This is a genomic window from Spirosoma migulaei (genome assembly GCF_054776855.1).
In genome coordinates this window covers 387,509-408,128 of sequence record NZ_BAAHBG010000022.1, presented here as the reverse complement: position 1 = coordinate 408,128, position 20,620 = coordinate 387,509, and the positions used below count along the sequence as shown (strand labels likewise).

The 20,620-nt window shown below is 48.9% G+C and carries 16 protein-coding genes; 12 read left to right on the top strand and 4 right to left on the bottom strand.

Annotation, left to right across the window (positions count from 1 at the left end; genetic code table 11):
• Positions 1–13 precede the first annotated feature (13 nt).
• From nadE to ACYVGO_RS22950, 6 genes are all read left to right on the top strand, one after another.
• Positions 14–2,098, top strand: a complete 2,085-nt coding sequence (nadE, locus tag ACYVGO_RS22975) for an NAD(+) synthase (protein ID WP_460971263.1) — start codon at positions 14–16, stop codon at positions 2,096–2,098.
• Between the two features lie 39 nt (positions 2,099–2,137).
• Complete coding sequence (locus ACYVGO_RS22970; RefSeq protein ID WP_460971261.1) at positions 2,138–4,978, top strand: DEAD/DEAH box helicase; 2,841 nt, start codon at positions 2,138–2,140, stop codon at positions 4,976–4,978.
• Positions 4,979–5,073: 95 nt separating this feature from the next.
• Positions 5,074–6,975 carry a hypothetical protein gene (locus ACYVGO_RS22965; protein WP_460971260.1) on the top strand — a complete coding sequence of 634 codons (1,902 nt, stop codon included), beginning with the start codon at positions 5,074–5,076 and terminating at the stop codon, positions 6,973–6,975.
• Between the two features lie 31 nt (positions 6,976–7,006).
• Positions 7,007–7,246: a DUF433 domain-containing protein gene (locus ACYVGO_RS22960; RefSeq protein ID WP_142771785.1), complete on the top strand. Its 240-nt coding sequence runs from the start codon at positions 7,007–7,009 to the stop codon at positions 7,244–7,246.
• Positions 7,243–7,596 (top strand): DUF5615 family PIN-like protein, encoded by a 354-nt coding sequence (locus ACYVGO_RS22955; RefSeq protein WP_460971258.1) that lies wholly within the window; start codon positions 7,243–7,245, stop codon positions 7,594–7,596. The genes ACYVGO_RS22960 and ACYVGO_RS22955 overlap by 4 nt, the downstream gene beginning before the upstream one ends.
• A 2-nt stretch (positions 7,597–7,598) precedes the next feature.
• Positions 7,599–8,483, top strand: coding sequence for a DMT family transporter (locus ACYVGO_RS22950; RefSeq protein WP_460971257.1), 885 nt, complete (start codon positions 7,599–7,601; stop codon positions 8,481–8,483).
• Positions 8,484–8,581: 98 nt separating this feature from the next.
• Here the strand turns inward: ACYVGO_RS22950 and ACYVGO_RS22945 are convergent, their stop codons facing one another.
• Positions 8,582–9,517, bottom strand: coding sequence for an OmpA family protein (locus ACYVGO_RS22945; RefSeq protein WP_460971256.1), 936 nt, complete (start codon positions 9,515–9,517; stop codon positions 8,582–8,584).
• A gap of 204 nt (positions 9,518–9,721) precedes the next feature.
• Between ACYVGO_RS22945 and ACYVGO_RS22940 the strand changes: the two genes are divergently transcribed.
• The 3 genes from ACYVGO_RS22940 (at position 9,722) to ACYVGO_RS22930 (ending at position 12,328) form a co-directional block, all read left to right on the top strand.
• A complete protein-coding gene (locus ACYVGO_RS22940) occupies positions 9,722–10,804 on the top strand; it encodes a hypothetical protein (protein WP_460971255.1) in 1,083 nt (360 codons plus the stop codon).
• Positions 10,805–11,102: 298 nt separating this feature from the next.
• Positions 11,103–11,657, top strand: a complete 555-nt coding sequence (locus ACYVGO_RS22935) for a peroxiredoxin (RefSeq protein WP_142771789.1) — start codon at positions 11,103–11,105, stop codon at positions 11,655–11,657.
• An 83-nt stretch (positions 11,658–11,740) separates the two neighbouring features.
• Entirely contained in the window at positions 11,741–12,328 is a 588-nt protein-coding gene (locus ACYVGO_RS22930) for a carboxymuconolactone decarboxylase family protein (protein WP_460971253.1), read from the top strand.
• 348 nt (positions 12,329–12,676) lie between these two features.
• Here ACYVGO_RS22930 and hemH read toward each other — a convergent pair whose 3' ends face one another.
• Together hemH and ACYVGO_RS22920 are read right to left on the bottom strand one after the other, a co-directional pair.
• Entirely contained in the window at positions 12,677–13,738 is a 1,062-nt protein-coding gene (gene hemH / locus ACYVGO_RS22925) for a ferrochelatase (RefSeq protein ID WP_460971252.1), read from the bottom strand.
• A gap of 59 nt (positions 13,739–13,797) precedes the next feature.
• Complete coding sequence (locus ACYVGO_RS22920; RefSeq protein WP_460971251.1) at positions 13,798–14,586, bottom strand: hypothetical protein; 789 nt, start codon at positions 14,584–14,586, stop codon at positions 13,798–13,800.
• A gap of 168 nt (positions 14,587–14,754) precedes the next feature.
• Here ACYVGO_RS22920 and ACYVGO_RS22915 point away from each other — a divergent pair, with 168 nt between their 5' ends.
• The 3 genes from ACYVGO_RS22915 to ACYVGO_RS22905 all read left to right on the top strand — a co-directional run bounded on the left by ACYVGO_RS22915 (position 14,755) and on the right by ACYVGO_RS22905 (position 19,703).
• Positions 14,755–15,696 carry a LysR substrate-binding domain-containing protein gene (locus tag ACYVGO_RS22915; RefSeq protein ID WP_460971250.1) on the top strand — a complete coding sequence of 314 codons (942 nt, stop codon included), beginning with the start codon at positions 14,755–14,757 and terminating at the stop codon, positions 15,694–15,696.
• A 178-nt stretch (positions 15,697–15,874) separates the two neighbouring features.
• Positions 15,875–18,310: a T9SS type A sorting domain-containing protein gene (locus ACYVGO_RS22910; protein ID WP_460971249.1), complete on the top strand. Its 2,436-nt coding sequence runs from the start codon at positions 15,875–15,877 to the stop codon at positions 18,308–18,310.
• A 232-nt stretch (positions 18,311–18,542) separates the two neighbouring features.
• The gene (locus tag ACYVGO_RS22905) at positions 18,543–19,703 is read left to right on the top strand and encodes a T9SS type A sorting domain-containing protein (protein ID WP_460971248.1); all 1,161 of its coding nucleotides are present in this window, start codon (positions 18,543–18,545) and stop codon (positions 19,701–19,703) included.
• 51 nt (positions 19,704–19,754) lie between these two features.
• Here the strand turns inward: ACYVGO_RS22905 and ACYVGO_RS22900 are convergent, their stop codons facing one another.
• Positions 19,755–20,573, bottom strand: a complete 819-nt coding sequence (locus ACYVGO_RS22900) for a hypothetical protein (RefSeq protein WP_460971246.1) — start codon at positions 20,571–20,573, stop codon at positions 19,755–19,757.
• Between the last annotated feature and the right edge of the window lie 47 nt (positions 20,574–20,620).

The following is a 20,620-nucleotide window of genomic DNA, read 5'->3' as shown; positions in this document are numbered from 1 at the left end:
CTCATTGTCATACATGAAACTCCTTAAAGTAGCCGCTGGTGTCCTGAATCAAATCCCACTTGCCTGGGATCATAACAAGCAAAATATTATCAATGCCATCGAGGAAGCCCAGAAACAGAACGTCAGCTTGCTGTGTCTGACCGAGTTATGTATTTCGGGTTACGGTTGCGAGGATGCGTTTTTTGCTCAGAACACCATCGATCAATCCATTGCCTCCCTGCTGGATATTGTTCAGTATACCAATGACATCGCCGTAGCCGTGGGCTTGCCGCTACGCCATAACAACCGCACCTACGACACCGCCTGCCTGATCGCCAACAAGCGAATTCTGGGCTTTGCGGTGAAGCAGAACCTGGCCAATAACGGTGTTCATTACGAAACGCGCTGGTTTCAGCCCTGGAACCCCTACGTGCGGGATGAGATCAAAATCGGCGATTTCTCCTATCCATTCGGCGATCTGGTCTTCGACCTGTCGGGTATCCGGGTTGGGTTTGAGATTTGCGAAGATGCCTGGGTGGCTAACCGGCCGGGCCGAATGTTGTATGAGCGGGGGATCGATATTATCCTGAATCCGACCGCCAGCCACTTTGCGTTCCTGAAATCGCAGGTGCGCGAACGGTTCGTGGTCGATGCCTCGCGGGCCTTTGGCGTTAGCTACGTGTACAGCAACATGCTGGGTAATGAAGCCGGTCGGATGATTTACGATGGCGATGCCATGGTAGCGTCCAATGGCGAATTACTGGTGTCAGGGCCGCGCTTGAGTTACGAGGATTTTCTGATTGTTCCGGCCGTTGTTGATGTTGAACTCACGCGCCTGAATCAGACACAAAGTCGTGGGAATATCGCCCTTGCTTACCCGAATCTACGCGTATCAGACCGGTTCGATTGGCCCGACATTTCGCCCGTTATCCAGAAAGCGGAACTCGAAGCCTGGGAGCGGGGTGGTTACCTCAAAGAAGAAGAGTTTGCCCGAGCGGTTGCCTTGGGTCTGTTCGATTACCTACGGAAGAGTCGCTCGCAGGGCTACGTACTGTCGCTGAGTGGAGGAGCTGACTCGTCGGCCATTGCTGCGCTGGTTTTCCTGATGATTCGGATGGCAGAACAGAACCTTGGGCTGGAAGGCGTTAAGAAAAAACTCAGCTACATCAAAGCCATTCAAAAGTGCGAATCGCCGGAAGCGATGGTGGGTAAACTGCTGACGGTTATGTATCAGGGCACCGAAAACTCGTCGGACGATACGTTCAACTCGGCCAAAGAACTGGCTGATGACATCGGGGCAACCTTCATGAATATCAACATCAACGGCCTGGTTGAAACCTACCGGGAGCTGATTGAGGCTCAGCTAGGGCGAAAACTGTCGTGGGATACCGATGATCTGGCGCTGCAAAATATACAGGCGCGGGTGCGGGCTCCGGGTATCTGGATGATGGCGAACCTCAACAATGCGTTGTTACTGAGTACGTCGAATCGCTCCGAAGCCGCTGTTGGCTATGCTACCATGGACGGCGACACTGCGGGGAGTATTTCGCCCATTACGGGAATCGACAAGCATTTTCTGCGGGGCTGGCTGCGCTGGCTCGAAACGGTTGGCCTGAACGTGAAAAACGAATCGACCCCCGCCGACCGCACTGGTTCGGTGATGGAGCCAACCGCATCCGATCACTTAATCAAAGTGAAGGGCCTGCACGCCGTTAATAACCTGCAACCCACCGCCGAACTCCGTCCGTTAGACAAAAAGCAAACCGACGAAGACGACCTGATGGCCTACGATGTGTTGAACTCCATCGAAGAAGCCGCCATTCGGGATAAACAGCCGCCGGTAGAGGTATTGAAACTGGTCGAAGTTCGGTACGCAGGCCGTTATGATCGGGAGAAGTTGTTGGTCTGGGTTGAGCGCTTTTTCAAACTGTGGAGCCGCAACCAGTGGAAGCGCGAACGCTACGCCCCCTCGTTCCACCTCGACGATCACAACCTCGATCCCCGTTCGTGGTGCCGTTTCCCGATTCTATCGGGCGGTTTCGAGAAAGAACTCGCCGACATGCGCGACTGGGCAAATGAGCAGAAGCCAAGTGGACGAAAGGGGAAGATTGGGTTTTAGCCGTATCTTTGCCCTGTTGTAAATCCCCGTTTTCGCTACATGGCTCAATCGCTTTTCGATCAGTTTCGACGGCATCCGACAACCTCCCAATTCGCGCCAGCCGCCAAAGTTGAAGCCCTGCGTGTGCAGCTTTGTTTCGATGCCGATGGGAGCTACATCTGGATTGTCAATGAGAAGGGAGAGGCTGTCGAACCCGATTATCAGGGGTACAGCGGGGCGTTGCGAAACTTGCTCCGCGCCATGCAGCAACTCCGCGAACGAAACGGATTTGTGATCGACTGGGAGAACCCGTCGGCCGAGTTGTACCTGCATCAGTACGACTACCTGCTCGATTATGTGCGCCACTGCCCCATAGTGGTCGATGAACGAAATCGACCCATTACGTTTGTTAACTCCTCAGATGAATCTAGTTTAGGGGAGTTGCGACTCCAGATCAAATCAAACGCAGAGGACGGAGCCACCGATAAGCCAACTGCTGAAACGCTGGAGGCCAGCGTTCGGCTGTTTGTCGATGGGCAGTATGAAGATGATTTTCTGCTGATTAACGAGCGAAATGTCCTGTCGGCGGGCCGCGTAATTGAGATTAGCGAAGTAGGCCCTGCCTTCAACCGGGTGACGCTGTTCGATACGTCGCTGGCGGTTTCTGACCTGACCAAATACCTCTCGCTGGCCCTGTCGAACCTCGATAATGTGCAGGTTGAGTACGAGGACTATCGGTTGCTCACAACGGGTACGGAGCCGATTATGGCCCAACCTTGTCTGATTTTTGAGAAAATCGACGCCGACCAGTCGCTTTATGTTCGCGTAATACAGCAACTGCCGCAGACCGATGCCGGATTCCTGGATGAGTTTGACTTGTATCGGTACGCCGATATTAACCCGTTGGAGCGAACCATTTCTGTTCGGATTGTGGAGCGCCAGCCACTCAATCGACTTATCGATACAGTTAGTCAACTGATTGAGAAGCATACGGTTAAGGAGAAGGGTCGGAGGAAATCGCAGGGGCAGTACATTGTAGAGGGTAACTTGTTTGTGTTGCCGCAGGATGTAGCCGGTGCGTTTATCTACCAGGAATTGCCCCAACTACTGGAAACCTTTCAGCTGTTTGGGGCCGAGAAACTGAAACAATATCGGATTAGTACCTATCCGCCCAGGTTGAATCTGAACCTGAGTCACGGCATCGACTTTCTGGAAGGCGACGCTACCGTTAGCTTTGGCGAACAGCAACTCGGCTTGCTCGATGTGATTCGGCAATACAACCAGCAGCGGTACGTACAACTGTCCGACGGAAGCCACGCGCTTGTCAACGAAACCTATATTCGTAAGCTCGAACGGCTATTTCAGAAAAGTAAAAAAGATAAAGTTAAACTCTCGTTTTTCGATTTGCCACTGGCCGAAGGGCTTCTGGATGAAGCCGTTGCCGACGCAACATTCAGAAAATCCCGCGCCTTTTTTGCGGGTTTCAACGAACTGGCCGACAAGAAACCCCGGCTGGCTTCGGTAAATGCTACCTTGCGACCCTACCAGAAACGGGGCGTTCAGTGGCTCGAACATCTGCATGAGTATCAGCTCAATGGCTGTCTGGCCGATGATATGGGACTGGGTAAAACCCTGCAAACCATCACCTTACTTTCGCGATTTTATCCGAAAGAATCGCTACCCACGCTGGTCATAATGCCCAAAAGTTTGCTCTTCAACTGGCAGAAGGAAGTGGAGCGGTTCAATCCTCAACTGACCACCTACACCTACTACGCCGACCACCGCGATCTGGACGTAGCCTGCGAACATCAGCTTATTTTTACGACCTACGCCCTGCTGCGGAACGACATCGAAAAGTTTCGGGAGCGGGCTTTCTTTTACGTGATTCTGGATGAGTCGCAGAATATCAAAAACCTACAGTCGCAGGCGAGCCGGGCGGTGGTGTTGCTCCAGGCCAAACACCGGCTGGCCCTCAGCGGTACGCCCATCGAAAATAACCTGTCGGAACTCTATTCGCTGTTTCGGTTTCTGAATCCGGCCATGTTCGGGTCGGCGGAACAGTTTGGACATAATTACCTGACACCCATTCAGAAACACAACGACCCCGACGTCATCGACGAACTCCGCAAGAAGATTTACCCCTTTGTTCTTCGGCGATTAAAGAAGAACGTACTGACCGAATTGCCCGACAAAATCGAACAGGTATTGTACATCGAAATGTCGGATGCGCAGCGGAGATTCTACGAGCAGCGACGGCAGTTTTACAAAGAAAATATTGAGAAGCAGATTGCCGAAAAAGGACTGGAGCAAAGTCAGTTTTTTGTGTTTCAGGCTTTTAATGAACTCCGCCAGATTGCCAGCATCCCCGAAGCCAAATCGGGCGGGAACATTGAATCGCCCAAAATAGAAATGCTGGTGGAGCAACTGACCGATGCCGCTGCCAACGGCCATAAAATGCTGGTCTTTGTGAATTACCTGGCCGCCCTCGAACGCATCGGCGAACAGTTGGATGCGCAGGGAATCGACTACGTAAGCATGAGCGGCTCCACCCGCGACCGGCAGCGACTGGTAGAGCGGTTCCAGACCGATTCGACCTGTAAAGTGTTTTTGATGACCCTCAAAACGGGCGGCACCGGTCTCAACCTCACGGCGGCCGATATGGTGTTTATTTTTGACCCGTGGTGGAATAAAGCCGCCGAAAATCAGGCGATTGACCGGAGTCACCGGATTGGGCAGAACCGAAAAGTGATGGCCTACAAGATGATTACGCAGGGCACCATCGAGGAGAAAATCATGGAATTGCAGCAGAAGAAAGCCGAACTGTTCAACGCTGTTATCAGTGCGGATGCGTCGGCATTGAAATCGTTTAGCGAATCCGACATCACATTCATGTTGGGGTAATTAAGTAAATGGGCAATGGATAATGTACAATGGATAATGGATAATGGATATGATTATTAGCGTGTTGATTATTATTCATTATCCATTAACTTACTATGGAGCAAACACAACTGATTACTAAGTTAGATGCGCTCATCAAAGGGAATACCAGTAATGAGCGTAACCGGAATAATATTGCCAGCGAGATTACAAAAGCCTATATCAAGCAAACGGGTGCTCGTATTGCTCCGGCCATCATTGCCGATCTTGATCAGAACTATAACAAAGAGGGGTTGCAGGCTCTGGCCAGCTATGCGCGTAGGGTGGTCTTGAATCACCTGGATTTTCTCGATGGCTTGTCGCTCAATCTGCCCTACACACTTCTCACAACGTCGGAGACGAGTACGCCCAACAAAGCCCGGTTGGTCTGGAGCGTCGCGTTTATCTTTAGCAATGCCGATGTGTACCGGCTGTTTCGGGATACGTTACCACCCGAACTTCAAAAAGCGGCCGAGCAACTGACCTGGCTACCCAGAGTATCTGCCGAGGTGCTGGGGCAGGCGATTGGCTCGGACATGATCGTTCGGGAAGGGAGACATCAGTTTTTTGGGGGCGACGTTAAGCTCAACAAGAAGTTTAAACTGTTACCGCACAAGGGCGAAGGCTGGAACGGTTCGATCGTGCTGGAGTGGCCGTCGACCATCCGGGCTTTTCTGCAAAACACCTATCCGCAGCCCGAAAACTACCAGCTCAGAACATCCCCGGAACCGTTGGCGGGTTTACTACGCTGGGAAGATGGCGAACTGATCATTTTTGAAGAAATTCAGAAACTGCTGGCGTATCGAATGCAGGATAGTATTGCCGTCAATAACTCAGGCAAAGTGGCTGCCAATGGGTTGAAGAAGATGCGGAAGCTGCTGGGCATACGGGAGTTCTTTCCCGATAATGACGCGTTCTCGCTGATTCGTACAACCTGCCTGGCGCAGATGCTGGTCTCCTATCAGCCCAAAAAAAGCCAGATCAACCCCGATTCGCTGGATTCGCTTCGTCAGTTCAGAAAAACGCTGGATAAAACCTTCGCGGTATTATTCCTGCTCAACGACCTGAAAAACCACGGGTACGTTAGCTTTTATTACTATAAACAGGAAGCCGAACTGGCGCTGGTGGAATGGATGAACCGGCTGCCTATAGGCGAGTGGGTGTCTACCGAAAATTTACTGGCCTACGGGCAGATCCACGACTTACAGGTGCGCCCCTGTCGGCCGGGTGAATATTCGTCGTTAACGTACGAAGCCGAGTCGCCCTGGCGGGCTGGGTTCATGAATAAGGAAAGCGTGACGAGTGCCAATGCGTACCTCTTTGTGGAGCGTCCCGCCTTGCTGGCTGGATTCTTCCTGTTTGCCGCTTTAGGCTGGCTCGATATTGCTTACGAAGCACCGACGGGGAAATTCGCCAAGGACTACTATTCCGCCTACGACGGATTGCGCTATGTAAAGCTCAATAACCTCGGTGCATCAATCTTCGGGCGGACTACCGACACCTATGTACCTAAAGTAAACACAGCCACGCAGGAGCTTCGGTTCGATGACCAGTCGCTGCTCATCTTCTGCGATCCCGAACATGTGGTGGCCGAAACCATTCTGGCCAACTATGCCGAACGAGTCAGCCCGACGCGGTTCCGGGTTACGCCCGACACGTTTTTGAAAGACTGTAAAACCAAACAGCAATTGCTCTCAAAAATCAATTTATTCTGCAAGTCGGTTGCCCCGAACCTGCCCCCCAACTGGAAGGCGTTCTTCGATGAGTTGACCAGCAAAGCCGACCCACTGACGGCCGTTACGGACATGGTGACCTATCGTATATCGCCCGATAATCAGCCGCTGATTCGGGTGCTGGCGCAGGATGCTGTTCTGAAAACAATGGTTGTAAAAGCCGAAGGGTTTCGTATACTGGTGGCCAATGATCAACTCCCCCGTTTTCGAAGCCGACTACGTGAATTGGGCTATCTGGTGGGGTAATTTAAGCTATATTTGTCAAAAATAGTAAGTTATGATAGATGTGAAATGGCAGGATTATATCACCGCTGACCCCGCTATTATGGTTGGTAAGCCTATTGTTAAAGGTACCCGAATTACGGTAGAGCTGGTTGTTGAAAAGTTGGGCTATGGAGAAAGTGTTGAAGAGATACTCGAAGATTATCCACACCTCACTCGTGAAGCTATCTATGCTTGCCTGCGGTTTGCAGCGCACACGGTCCATACGAAACGAAGTCGTAAATCAGTCGCATGATCGAGTTGCTGGCTGACGAAAATGTAGAAGGCAGAGTTATCCGCCTATTGCGTTCTGAAGGGTATACGGTAACATCGATTCAGGAAACACAAGGTGGGGTTGCTGATGAAACTGTACTTAAAACAGCTGTTTCGTCGGCAACTGTTTTATTGACCGGCGATAGTGATTTTGGTAAACTACATTTTCAAAAAGGGCATATTCATAGTGGTATTCTGTTTTATCGCTTGCCCAAAACAACATCCGAAGAAAAAGGGCAAATTATTTTGAGAACATTGCGAGACTACAGTGATAAATTAATCAACGCATTCACTGTTGTAACAGCTAAAAAAGTACGTATTCGGAAATTATAGCTGTGAAACAACTTATTCCTGCCGGCGCGCTGGCCGGCCTCCTCTTTGCTGCTTTATGGGCTTCGGCCTCGGTTGCTACCAAGTTTGGCGTGCAGTCGGTACATCCGCTTATTCTGGCTAACGTTCGATTTTTTATCGCTGGGGGCGGTATGCTTCTGTTTGCGTATGGCATTCAGCGTACGCAAAATGCCTGGCCTACGCGTGTGGAGTGGCGTCAATTAGCCATTTTCTCGCTGCTTAATACGACTATTTATCTTGGGGCATTTGTACTGGCACTGAAGCAGGTATCGGCCGGAATTGGTAGTTTATCAACGGCTACCAACCCGTTATTTATCGCCCTGTTATCGGCCCTGTGGTTGCGCCGGATGCCCCGCTGGAATGAACTGGGTGGGTTATTGCTCGGACTTCTGGGAGTAGGTATAGCCACTTATCCACTCCTTCAGAACAGTTACGCCACGGTAGAGGGATTACTGATTTTGTTAATCGGTGTGGTTTCCATATCGCTGGCCACGGTCTATTACGCCAACATCAACTGGCGGTTACCGAATCTGGTTATCAATGGGTGGCAGGTGTTGCTGGGCGGATTTCAACTGCTTCCGTTTACTATACTTGTAGCTGTACTTGATCCAACGGCCTTTAGTACATCGCACTATGATCTGCGGTTTTGGATGTCGGTATTGTGGCTGATTTTGCCGGTATCGGTGGGAGCCCTGCAACTTTGGTTCTATCTGGTCAAGCAGGATGCCATCCGGGCTTCGTTATGGCTGTTTCTTTGCCCAATCTTCGGTTTTGCGTATTCCTACCTGCTCATGGGCGAACCCATTTCGCTCTATACCGCTACTGGCACCGGATTGGTGATTGGTGGGCTGTGGTTGGGGAGGAAATAATAGTCGGTTTACGGTATTCGGTTTACGGTTGGCTGACGCACAACTAGCTGACGCGTCAGCCAACCGTAAACCAAATACCGTAACCTATAAACCTTCATTTACTCCTTCAACACCGTCATTTCAACCCGTCGGTTGAGTTTTCGGGTGGTTTCCGAGTTATTGCTCGCAATAGGGCGCGTAGGACCGTAGCCACGAGTGGTTACCCGGTTGGCCGCGATGCCATTCTTCACTAAATAGTCTTTCACCAGCTCTACCCGTTGCTTCGAGAGCTTGAGGTTCTCGTCAAAATCACCCTGATTGTCGGTATGGCCTGCCAGTTCTATTTCGGCGGTGGCATGGTCACGCATAAAGGCCAGGAGTTGTTCTAAAGCGGGTTGGGCGTCGGGTAGTAGTTCTGCTTTGCTCTGTACAAACTGAAGAGCCTGTAACTGGGTCGTTTTGCCTGCCGCTGCTGCAATAGGAGGAGGTGTATAAGTCACCTTGGCATCGAGCGTTTTTGGGGGCGTTACGCGAGATGTATGAACGGCAGACGTGTTACTAACAGCGGGTTGCTCAGATACAGGGGGTGTGGTTGCCGGGCGTGCGGCTGGGGGCGCAATTGTTGTTGATGTTACCGTATGAGTTGGAGAGGCTACAGGCGATTTAGGCGGCTTTGTGTTTATCCGATACAACAGAATGGTTTTTCCAAATAATCGATTTGTACTCCCCGATGTAAAGGCTAATTGTTCATCAACCGTACCATACCCTTCCGCTTTAGTTGAAATAATATACGGTAGCTTCGGATCAAGCTTAAGTTGAAAGCTTCCATCAGCATTTGTCAGCTGTTGTGTGTAGATCACACCTGCCTGGTTTTTTGCCATAACAATAGCTCCCGCAATGCTTTTTTGCGTTTGGCCATCCTGCACAGTCCCTTCCAGAGAGGCTGTGCCATCGGTCGGAGCTACCTGATGTTGAGGTTGTCCCCAAACTAAAACCGGGGCTAAGTTGCTTAGGCACAGGCCGCCGGAAATCACTATATATTTTGTCCACTTCATGCTCTAAGGGCAACGTAAAAGAGTGCCTCAAAAGTACGTTTAAATACCCAAAAGTTACCTATTGGTCCTGCCTGCTAGTGCTAAATTTTAAGGCATTTTTTAGAGGTAAAAATTAATGTATAATATATTGATTTACAGTAGTTTGTGTAGTGATAATTGTGCATGAAAAATGAACTCGAAAATGCCCTTTTTCGTTACTATTGTATGACACAGAAAACCAACGCAACGATGCATTCCCCGAACGCTCAGGCACCCCTTGCACAGGCTTCAGCGGGCAATTTGCCGCTCGACGATAACTGGCGGAAATCTATTCCGGCGCAGGTGTTTCTGAACCACTTCTTTGCGATGGATTACCACATCCATCATCAGAACGACTTCTTCGATCTGGCCAAGTTTCCCATCTTTCAGCAGTTCTATGGACGTGTGACAGATGGAAGTCAGAAAGCGTTGGAGAAGTTATTGCTAAATAGCTGGAGTGCCGAATATGCCCTGAGAATTACGCCGGTTGTCAACGATGAGCAATATTTACAAAGTTCGTTGCATTGGACCTTCCCTCAGGCGTATTACAGTGCCCTGTTCAGTGCACGGGCATTTCTGGCTGTGCAGGGCATTAACGTGAGTAATGAAGAGCTGATTCGGAAGCGAATCGGCAATATGGTTGTACGAGGCTATTATCCGGCTTCGATTGGCTACTATGCCCTCGGACCGATCAATAGCTACCGTATCCAGCGCCTGCCGATGGCGAAACGGTTTAGCGTAGCGGCTAAAACCGATCTGTTATTGCCTTCGCGCGAAGGTTCGGTGCAGGTTGAACTGGCTCAGTTTCTGAAAACCACGCGCGATCAACGTGTGCGGGCGTTACGCAATGCGATTCAGACAAATCCGAAAACGGCATTACGTAGCCCCAAAACGGGCGAAATTCTACAGAAGTTTAGCGTCGAACAGTACAAGCAACTGGCCAAGCAAATCGGCTATACGACCTACTTCGATATGTTGAGCCGCCTGCGGATTTCGTCGACAAACCGGGAAATAGAACGGTTTGTTGATTCTGAAATTGATGTGAAGCTGTTTCACCAGAGTTTGGTGAATATCGTATCGCACGTAAACTCCGTGCATGAAGCGTATATCGCGAAGGCGTTGGGTATGCAGGCATATCGTCAGTTGGTGGCTAAGTTGCCGTCTTACCTGCAGGAGAGCTTTGTTCGGGAGCGGATGAATACCGTTATCGCGCCCATGCTGGAAGAACCACAATCGGGGCAGGAACCGTATTTAAGCATGGCGGCCTAGCCGTCAAAACATAGTTTTACCTAAAAAGCCCGATGAGAAAATACTCATCGGGCTTTTTCATGCGTATTGGTAAAATTATAATTTGTATGTTTTCAATTAATTGCATTATTCTTTAAAGAATATAAACTGGCAATAGAGATGTTCTACTAGCATAGCTGCCTGAATATCACTATGATTCCCTAAAAGAGATAGATTTTATCTATGCGGTGATTGATAAAAATCATGTATCAAGTGCATAATGCTTCCTTACTTTGCACTTGATCAAGATAATGGTCGCACTACAATCTCAATATATTCCATGAAAAATCATATTTTATCGGTAGGATCGCAATTTCCGGATTTCAAGAAACTGGCTGTTGTATCGCTTGAAAAAGACAAAGAGTTCTACGAAATCTCGTCGGATGATCACAAGAATGCGGGTCAATGGCTGGTTATGTTCTGGTGGCCAAAAGATTTCACCTTCGTTTGTCCAACGGAAATTGCTGAGTTCAACAAGAAATTCGAGGATTTTCAGGATCGCGATACGATGATGATTGGTGCTTCGACAGATAGCGAATTTGTGCACCTGGCTTGGCGTAAAAACCACGACGATCTGCGTGGATTGAAATTCCCGATGCTGGCCGATACATCGAAGTCACTAGCCGAAGAGTTAGGCATTCTGGAAGCCAATGAGAAAGTGGCCTATCGGGTAACCTATATCATTGATCCACAAGGTATCGTACGTTGGGTAGCGGTGAACGACCTATCAGTTGGCCGGAACGTGAATGAAGTAATTCGTGTGTTAGACGCGCTGCAAACCGACGAACTTTGCCCCTGCAACTGGGTAAAAGGCGAAGCAACACTAACGGCTTAATTTAATGGCGAAAGAGCGAAAGAGCGGTGCTATCCGGCAGTTTTTCACTCATTAACTCTTTCGCTCTTTCACTCTTTAAAAAGATGACAACCACACAAAACGAAACCGTTGTATCGCTGCTGAATCTGGTGGGGATGAATGTAGAAGCTGACTATCCAGCATTGGAGGCTCTGGCGAAAGCTGATCACCGCTATTTGCGCGATCTGAAAATTAACGTTGGCAATGTGTTGAACAGCAGCCAGACGCTGACGAAGAAAGAAGCTTTACTGCTGGCTTTGTCGGTAGCGGTCAATGAAAAACTACAGCCGCTGGTTGATTCACTGACCAATGCTGCCCAGCAGGAAGGGGCAACCGATGCCGAGGTGGCGGAGACCATTGCCTGTACATCGCTGCTGAGCACCAATAACGTGTTTTATCGGTTCCGGCACTTTGTTAGCAAAGAGTATTACCAGCAAACGCAGCCCGGTATTCGCATGAGTATCATGATGAATCCGATCTTGGGGAAAGAGTTTTTTGAACTGATGAGTCTAGTCGTTTCGGCTGTGAATGGGTGCGAACTCTGCGTTCGGTCGCACGAAGAAAGCGTGTTGAAACACGGAGCCAGCGAAGCCCGTATTTTTGATGCTATCCGTTTAGGTTCAGTTATTAAAGGTCTGATTACGTTGCTATAACTCGATAGTTCTATCTGGTTACCCTGATGGATTAAAATAACTTCAGGAAAACATTAGTACATGAAGATGCGTTTAGAAAATAGAACGCATATATAGGCTGGCGCCAGCTATAAGAAATTAGCGTATGTTGCTGCTGTACTACCTGTTGCAATAGATTGCCTCTTATACTCTCAGTGCTGTATCTGCCGTAATGTAAAGCCCGCTTTCTCTAAACAAGAAGCGGGCTATTTTTATGAAAGAGTTTTAACCACAGAGGCACAGAGAACACAGAGTTTTGCTAATTAATTAAAACTCTGTGTTCTCTGTGCCTCTGTGGTTAAAATAAACAAAATAGTCTAAACATCGTCCCTATGCTGTTTTGACAAGATCGATCAGTGTTTCGATCCAGATGGGACTGTCGTTCAGACTCTCTACTAGTTGCCAGTGTCCACCGCCAGCCTGCTCAAATAATTCCTTGTATTCCACGCCTACTTCAATCGTTGTTTCCAGGCAGTCGGCCACAAAAGCAGGGGAAAAGGCGAGTACGCTTTTGATGCCTTTTCCAGGTAATTCCTTAATAATATCGTCAGTATAGGGTTTAATCCAGGGGTCGCTGCCCAGTCGTGACTGAAAGCAGGTTGTATATTTCCCTTCAGGAATGCCTAATGCCTTTACCAGCAGTCGGGTTGTTTCGAAGCATTGTGCCCGATAGCAATGCTGATTCAGGGCGTGGAAGGTACTACAGCATTCACCAAATTGACAAACCGTTTTCGTGATATCGCCTTTCCGAATCTGGCTTTGGGGTAGACCATGATAGCTGAACAGGAAATGGTCGTAATCATAAGCCGCCATGTATTTGCGGGCTATTTGAGCAAAGCCCTCAATAAATTTAGGGTGCTCCAGAAAACGATTAACGAACCGAATGGCCGGAATGACCTCCCAACTCCTGACAATGTCCATTACCTTTTCATAGACCGAACCCGTTGAGGCCGATGCATATTGCGGGAAAAATGGAACGACAACAATATCGGTTAGGCCAAGCTTCTGAAATTCGCTCAAGCCAGCGTCGATGCTGGGGCTTTGATAGCGCATCGCCAGTTTTACTACATATTCATCACCCAATTGCTTTTGAAGTTCCTGCTCCACTACATGACCATAATACTTCAATGGGGAACCCGTTTCTGTCCAGAGCTGCTTATAAATCTTTGCCGATTTAGGCGCCCGAAATGGGGCAATAATGCCATTGACAAGCAGAAAACGCGACACATATGAGATGTCAATGACCCGGCCATCCATTAAAAATTCGCGCAGGTATTTACGGACATCCGGAACAGCAGGGCTATCGGGTGTACCAAGATTAACAATTAAAACGCCCGTTTTACCCACCGATTTTGGGGTAGTAACGTGTGGCTGTAAAACAGAAACTTCCATGTAGAGGAAAACAGAGATTTAACTAGGTTGTTTTGATACTGGGTTACGGTAATTGGTATTCATTTGGCTGCGGGGTATCGGCTGAGATCAGTACGGGTGAAATCACTGAATACTTCACCGGGTAAGCCCGAAAAAATCATAATATCGGTTAGCTCATGGTCACCACGGTCTCCCGAAAGTAAAATGTTGCCGTGTTGCTGATAATCATCCCAGGGAAGTATGAAGGCGGGTTGTTGATCAACCGGTTTCTGAAAATGGGCCCACTGCGTTACCAGCCGGGATTTCTTATCGACCCAGATTTTATAGCGTGCACCGGGCATTGGGCTACCATTTTTAAATGTAACCTGTAGTACATCCGCCGGTTTGCCAATCTGGGTAGGTTCTGGGCCAAGATACTTGAGTGTTACGCCAGGATCTTTAAGCTTGAACGGCATGAATAGCCAGTAGGAGTCATTAATCCAGTTCCGTTTCCCCTGTCTGACGTATTTGACTACCGAATCAGCTGTTGTTAGTTCTTCCCCTTTTCGAAAAACACGCCCCATATCATTATTAATGTTCAGTAGGACGGTCTGATCGTCGTGCAGATTATCGACTCGAACATCGCCCGACCACTTGTCCCAGACGAGTTTCCGAACCCCGTCGAAATTCCAGGCAATGAGCTGGGTTTCATCCCAGGCCGCCCGGCCTCCCATAGCCGCCATAACCTCATCGGCAATTTGTACCGCTCGGGCGTCCGAACCCGCCAGATCGAAGCCAGGAGCGGGTGGATTCGTTGTTTTCTTTGACTGCGCTATGCTAAATGGTCCACTTACTAAGAGCAGCAATACGAAAAGTCGAACTTCTTTCATCGATGTGGGGGGTTAGATTGACAAAAATAGAACAACAACGGTTTGGTTTGGTTCTTCGGACTTTAGATTTGTTAACGAGAGAGGGTAGGATGTAATCCTTTCCCTGCATCGAATCATACACCATACATCCTATATCCTACATCTTACCTCATCCCCCTATATTTGTTGATGACCTTATCACAACTCGATTATATTGTTGCCGTAGATACGTATCGGCATTTTGCGACCGCAGCAGAAGCCTGTCATGTAACGCAGCCAACATTGAGCATGCAGATTCAAAAGCTGGAAGATGAACTGGGTATTCTGGTTTTTGACCGATCAAAGCAGCCTGTAGTACCAACCGAAACAGGGCAGGCTATTCTGGCTCAGGCACGGGATGTATTACGGGCTGCCCAGCGAATTCCTGAACTGGTCAGTGAATCGAAAGACGATTTTCGGGGTGATTTCAGAATTGGGATCATCCCAACGCTGGCTCCGTATCTGCTGCCCTATTTTATCGGCGAATTTATAGCCAAATACCCGGCCGTATCGGTACAAATTCAGGAGTTAGTGACAGAACAGGTTGTTGAACGACTTCGGAATGGATTAATTGATGTAGGCCTGGTTGTTACGCCCCTGGCAGAAAATGGCATTACTGAAATCCCGTTATTTCAGGAGCCTTTTGTCGTCTACGCTGCCGAATCAAACCCATTACTTGTCAACTCAACCATTGCTCCCGCTGATCTGGATACGGATGGACTTTGGCTGCTCACCGAAGGTCACTGCTTTCGTAACCAGGTTATGAACCTGTGCGGGGCAGATCGGCAAGCCAACGGGACAACGGCCCTGCGCTATGAAACAGGATCACTCGAAACATTGATCAAGCTAATTGACAAACAGGGAGGATTTACATTATTGCCCTATCTGGCTACACTGGATATGGATACCATCCGCCAGGCACGACTTCGCCCATTCGATCAGCCCCAACCGGTCCGGGAAGTAAGTCTTGTGATGCATCGAAGCTTCCTTAAGCGTAAACTTATTAACACATTCAGGGACGAAATTCTGGCTCATTTGCCAGATGAATTGGCTACAAAAGTAAAAAAAGGGAAACTGGTTGCCTTGACGTAACCATGATAAACAAGTAATAATAAACCCATACGCGTTTAAATTGGGTTATAAGAAAACATTTCCTTTTTCGAATAGGGTAATTGAGCGCTGAGTTACCGTTTACTATAAATCCGTCAATAGAGGTCTATATTTGCTCTGTTCATTGATTAATACCTAACCCATAGCCCGATCACTACATATGCCCTACCAGCTACCCTTTAAACACATCAGGCAACGTCTGCTGACAAGTCTATTCCTCCTTATTCAACTTGCCTGTGCCAGCCGTTTATCAGCACAAACGCTCGATACAGAGCCACTAAGCGTGACCGCAATTTGTCCAGGCGCGCAACTGGATGTCACTGGTTTTAGAACCACAGCTGCTGATGGCTACGCGATACAGCTATCTGACGGCGGAGCGACCTATACCGAAATTCCTTCAGTCTTTGTATCGGCATCGGGTCGTTATGAAATTGTATACAGGGCTACAATTCCAGTCGGCACACCCGCCGGAACAAATTACCGGATTCGGGTAGTATCAAAAAATCCAGATATCAATGGAAGCCCAAGCCCGACCATTCTGACCGTAAAGGCCGCACCAGCGGCACCAACGGCAATCAACTCCTATAGTTACTGCCAGCAAACAGCGGCTTTATCGCTTTCTGCTACGGGTACGGGGTTAAAATGGTACGATGCATCCGGAAAAACCTTCGCTACAGCGCCTACGCCGTCAACCGATATACCAGGGACGGTAAGCTATTTTGTGACTCAAACGACGGATAATTGTGAAAGCGCGCGGGCCGAAATTAAGGTAACCACCAAATCCACACCAGGTGCACCGGGCACTGTGGCACTGTCAGTCTGTCAGAACTCCCCAACTCAGTCACTTTCGGCCACTGGCCAGAACTTACGATGGTACACCACCGAAACAGGCGGTACTGGTATAACAACGTCGCCAATCTACAGTACCAGCCAGACGGGCCAGACAAGCTATTACGTTAGCCAAAGTCTGGAAGGTTGTGAAGGCCCTCGCGCCCTACTGGCGGTTGTGGTAAAGCCCATCCCATCTGCACCGGCTGTAACGCCAAAGACGATTTGTCAGTTTGCATCGGCTGAAGCCGTAACGGCCATAGGTGAGGGGCTAACCTGGTACAACACCGATGGAAACAAGTTTGGTGCCGCTCCGACAATCACCACCGACAAAGGGGGGTCGTTTTCGCTGCTGGTGACGCAAACCGTAAATGGCTGCGAAAGCCCAAAGTCTACGTTGGTTGTTACAATTTCAACAACACCTGTTCCAACTGTTAGTAAGGCAACGGTTGAACTTTGTCAGGGAACTACTGCGCAGCCGCTGGAGGCTACGGGTACAAATCTGAAATGGACCGACCCGAGTGGTAACGTGACAACAACAGCCCCAACACCACCCACGCTGACTGTTTCCTCCAATCCGAATGGGGATGTGTATTATGTGACGCAAACGGCCAATGGGTGCGAAAGTGCGAAAGTGGCCATCACCGTATTTGTTCAGGCGCTACCCGCTATGTCTATAACGGGCAGTACTACCGCCAATCTGGGATTAGAGGTGCCCCTGAAACTAACCTTTACGGGCATAGGGCCATACCGCTATAAATTGTCGACTGGGTTAACCGGAACCGCCATAAAAGACACAACCATTCTGGTTCTGCCAGAGAAAACGACTGTTTACCAAGTTACTGAAGTAAGCAATAAATGCGGAACCGGATTGCCCAACAATGGATCGTCAGCTACGGTCACTGTCCTTGTGCCTACTATTCAGACCTTAGCTCTTACCTCAACAACCCTCTGTGCGGGTGCTAGTTTGACAACGCGTTTCTCAACATCAGGGGTATTCAATTCGGGGAGCGTTTTTAAGCTTCAACTGGCTCGGATTGAAACAGATACGACAAAAGTATCTTATGTGGATGTACCGAATAGCCTGGCTACGGATGGGCAAGTGACCGGTACGATTCCCACCAATACAACGGGCGGTACCTACCGGGTGCGTGTTGTAGCAACGAATCCCAAAATCCCGGTTAATGGAAGCGTTAGTTCAACCTTACTGACCGTTCGACCGCTGGCCGCAGCCACACTTACCGGGAACCAGACCATTTACGAGGGACAACCTGCCAGTTTATCCGTCGTGTTTTCAGGCGATGCGCCCTGGAACTTCGCCTATCGTGACAGCACTGGAACTGGACTGGGTACGGTTCAGTCATTGACCGCCACCACAAACCCCTATGCCTTTGCCGTAAACCCCAGAAAAACCACGTCCTATTTTCTGACATCCGTTAGCAATGTATGTGGCGCAGGTACATTAACAGCTCGCGTGGTAACGGTGACGGTGAATCCACTATTGGGAATTGAGGACCAATTGCTGGCCGAAGCAGTGGAGGTCTATCCTGTTCCAGCCATCACAAGTCTGACGGTCCGAATCAACGGCTTATCGACGACACAAACGGCGTTTCTGGAAATTACGGATATGACTGGCTACACAACTACCCGGCAGGAAACCCGACAGGCTACATCGTCGGTTTCGCTCGATCAGCACCCAGCCGGTATGTATATTCTGACCATACGAGTTGGGGACCGGAAGACCTCCAGGCGAATTGTGAAGCAATAAAAAGAGCTAGTTGTCTCGAATTCGGGAACTCACCTTTTATCGGTAAAACTTATTAATAGTAGTTGGTTGGTTGTCAGAATTTAATCCCCAACTTACTTGTACGATGGCTCACTATTCGCGTTGGTCTAGTTTATTTGAATGCAATAGAAACGACTTACTAACAAGATTTATCACTCTTCTTGCCTGTCTATTGGCGATTCAGGCTGTAGCTCAATCTATTGACACAAATCCCTTGCCCTTCACATTCGTATGTGCGGGTTCACAAATGGATGTGACGGCTCGTCGTGTAGGTGTCACCGGCGATTTTGCTGTAGAAATATCGCCAGATGGTACTATCTATTCCCTCGTTCCATCGGTACCTTTATCGACATCGAGCAGTACCGAAGTAACGTATCGGGCTACTATTCCAGCTAATACGATCGCAGGAAGCAGTTATCGGGTTCGACTGGTATCAAATAATTCTACGGTTGTCAGTACACCCAGTTCAACCCTATTGAAAATAAAGGCTCGGCCTGATCCACCGATAGCGCCTGCTGAACTTATCGAATGCGAAAAACCGATTGGCTCACGTAATCCGTTTATGTCTGTTTCGTTAACGGCGACCTCACCCATGGCGGAGACCAAACTGTACAATCAGGATGGCAGCATACCCTACAACGATAGTTCAACTAAGAACTATTTTATAATCGTTAAAAGTGGGCCTGGCACAACATTCTATTATGCGACTCAGCAAATTGACGGTTGTGAAAGTGATAAGAGAGAAATTAAGGTAGTGGTTAAGCCAAAAGCGCCACTGGTAATTCCCATAAACATCTACAGTACCGGTGGAGACATTTGGGGAGCCATCAACTATAATCAGGGAGATAAAGCTGTTTCAATAAGAGAATATGGTCTTAGGCCGCTACCAGATAACGTAATTGTCTATTATCTCAGGGAGTCGGGCGATTTGCCTTTTACGGGACTTACGGATGCTATCGATGCTTACTCATCTAGTGGAACATCGTATCCAGTTATTCCCAAGACCGATAAACCGGGTAAAGCCATATTAACATTCCGGACGAGTTTAGATGGCTGCGCTGGGTCAATCTATAATCAGAACCATCTTGTTGTTACGGTAAATCCAGCGTTAGGCATTGAGGATCAAGTACTGGCAGATGCCATAGATGTCTATCCAATTCCTGCTACAACAAACCTAACCGTACATATCCCGGGATTGGCACCTACGCAGACAGCCTTCCTGGAGGTGGCTGATCTGAAAGGTCATATAACTACCCGGCAGGAGACCCGACAGCCTACGTCGTCGGTTTCGCTCGATCAATATCCAGCCGGTACGTATATTTTAAACATACGGGTCGGGGATAAGAAGGCATCTAAGCGAATTGTGAAGTTGTAAAAAGTAGTTCAAGTCTGGTATGGGGTGCCCGTGCGGTATACCCGCGCCAGCTTATAACTGGCTCTTTTTACCTCGCTCTAACCGGTGATATGCATCCGCGAAATCGTCGCCGTTTGCAATGGCATTGGATAAGGCTGGTACACCTGCCCGGCCCACTTTAGATAGCCAGCGGGCCACTTCATCGGCGGCTGTTTGATAGGCCAGCATGGTATGGGTAGGATTGTTTCCAAAAAAATCGTGGGTAGTTTCAAGGTCCGAGAGTTTTAACATCGGGCGTGGGCGAATGTGCATGGATCTTGTTTCAGGCCATTCTGATCTGTTGCGTGATGAACTATCTGGATGCTCCCATATCGTTGGGTTGCTGAATCGGTAATCCACCATTAAGGCAAGGCCTTCGTTGAACCATTGGGGAATCTGTCGTTTAACCCGCCACCAGCCCAGCCGGGTAAATAATTCATCGTGGCACAGTTCGTGGGCAATTACATCGGCATTGTTGCCATCTGGGCCCATCACTAAATACGAGTCTCCCCAGGGCATTCCCAAACTACAGCCAGCCCCTTCTCCACCAGCACAATATTGCTCGTAATCAGCTTGTTCAGGGCAATAAATCAGGATGGCTCGCCCACGTTGGGCTCCCCAGAAGCGTTTAATACGAAGCTGAGCTGTTCGAACATGTTGGCGGAGTTGTTTATGTTGCTGGCTTGTAGCGGCCTGATGCACATAAACCGTTGGCATACCCGTGAGTGGTCGAAAGTTTGCCGACTGGCTAACCCGAATACACTGAATCAGTTGTGGGTAAAGGAATAAAAAGCCAATTGGTAGAACAATCAGCAGGGGTAAACTATAACGGAGCAGTACGTTTCCACGCATGAAAAGGTCAACGGATCAGACCAGTTGTTTATTGGCTTCGCGATTTT

What these genes read in the sequence shown, in the direction of transcription:
- nadE (WP_460971263.1), top strand. Translation starts at nt 14, where the DNA reads ATGAAACTCCTTAAAGTAGCCGCTGGTGTCCTGAATCAAATCCCACTT.
- ACYVGO_RS22970 (WP_460971261.1), top strand. Translation starts at nt 2,138, where the DNA reads ATGGCTCAATCGCTTTTCGATCAGTTTCGACGGCATCCGACAACCTCC.
- ACYVGO_RS22965 (WP_460971260.1), top strand. Translation starts at nt 5,074, where the DNA reads ATGGAGCAAACACAACTGATTACTAAGTTAGATGCGCTCATCAAAGGG.
- ACYVGO_RS22960 (WP_142771785.1), top strand. Translation starts at nt 7,007, where the DNA reads ATGATAGATGTGAAATGGCAGGATTATATCACCGCTGACCCCGCTATT.
- ACYVGO_RS22955 (WP_460971258.1), top strand. Translation starts at nt 7,243, where the DNA reads ATGATCGAGTTGCTGGCTGACGAAAATGTAGAAGGCAGAGTTATCCGC.
- ACYVGO_RS22945 (WP_460971256.1), bottom strand. Translation starts at nt 9,517, where the DNA reads ATGAAGTGGACAAAATATATAGTGATTTCCGGCGGCCTGTGCCTAAGC.
- ACYVGO_RS22940 (WP_460971255.1), top strand. Translation starts at nt 9,722, where the DNA reads ATGACACAGAAAACCAACGCAACGATGCATTCCCCGAACGCTCAGGCA.
- ACYVGO_RS22935 (WP_142771789.1), top strand. Translation starts at nt 11,103, where the DNA reads ATGAAAAATCATATTTTATCGGTAGGATCGCAATTTCCGGATTTCAAG.
- ACYVGO_RS22930 (WP_460971253.1), top strand. Translation starts at nt 11,741, where the DNA reads ATGACAACCACACAAAACGAAACCGTTGTATCGCTGCTGAATCTGGTG.
- hemH (WP_460971252.1), bottom strand. Translation starts at nt 13,738, where the DNA reads ATGGAAGTTTCTGTTTTACAGCCACACGTTACTACCCCAAAATCGGTG.
- ACYVGO_RS22920 (WP_460971251.1), bottom strand. Translation starts at nt 14,586, where the DNA reads ATGAAAGAAGTTCGACTTTTCGTATTGCTGCTCTTAGTAAGTGGACCA.
- ACYVGO_RS22915 (WP_460971250.1), top strand. Translation starts at nt 14,755, where the DNA reads ATGACCTTATCACAACTCGATTATATTGTTGCCGTAGATACGTATCGG.
- ACYVGO_RS22910 (WP_460971249.1), top strand. Translation starts at nt 15,875, where the DNA reads ATGCCCTACCAGCTACCCTTTAAACACATCAGGCAACGTCTGCTGACA.
- ACYVGO_RS22900 (WP_460971246.1), bottom strand. Translation starts at nt 20,573, where the DNA reads ATGCGTGGAAACGTACTGCTCCGTTATAGTTTACCCCTGCTGATTGTT.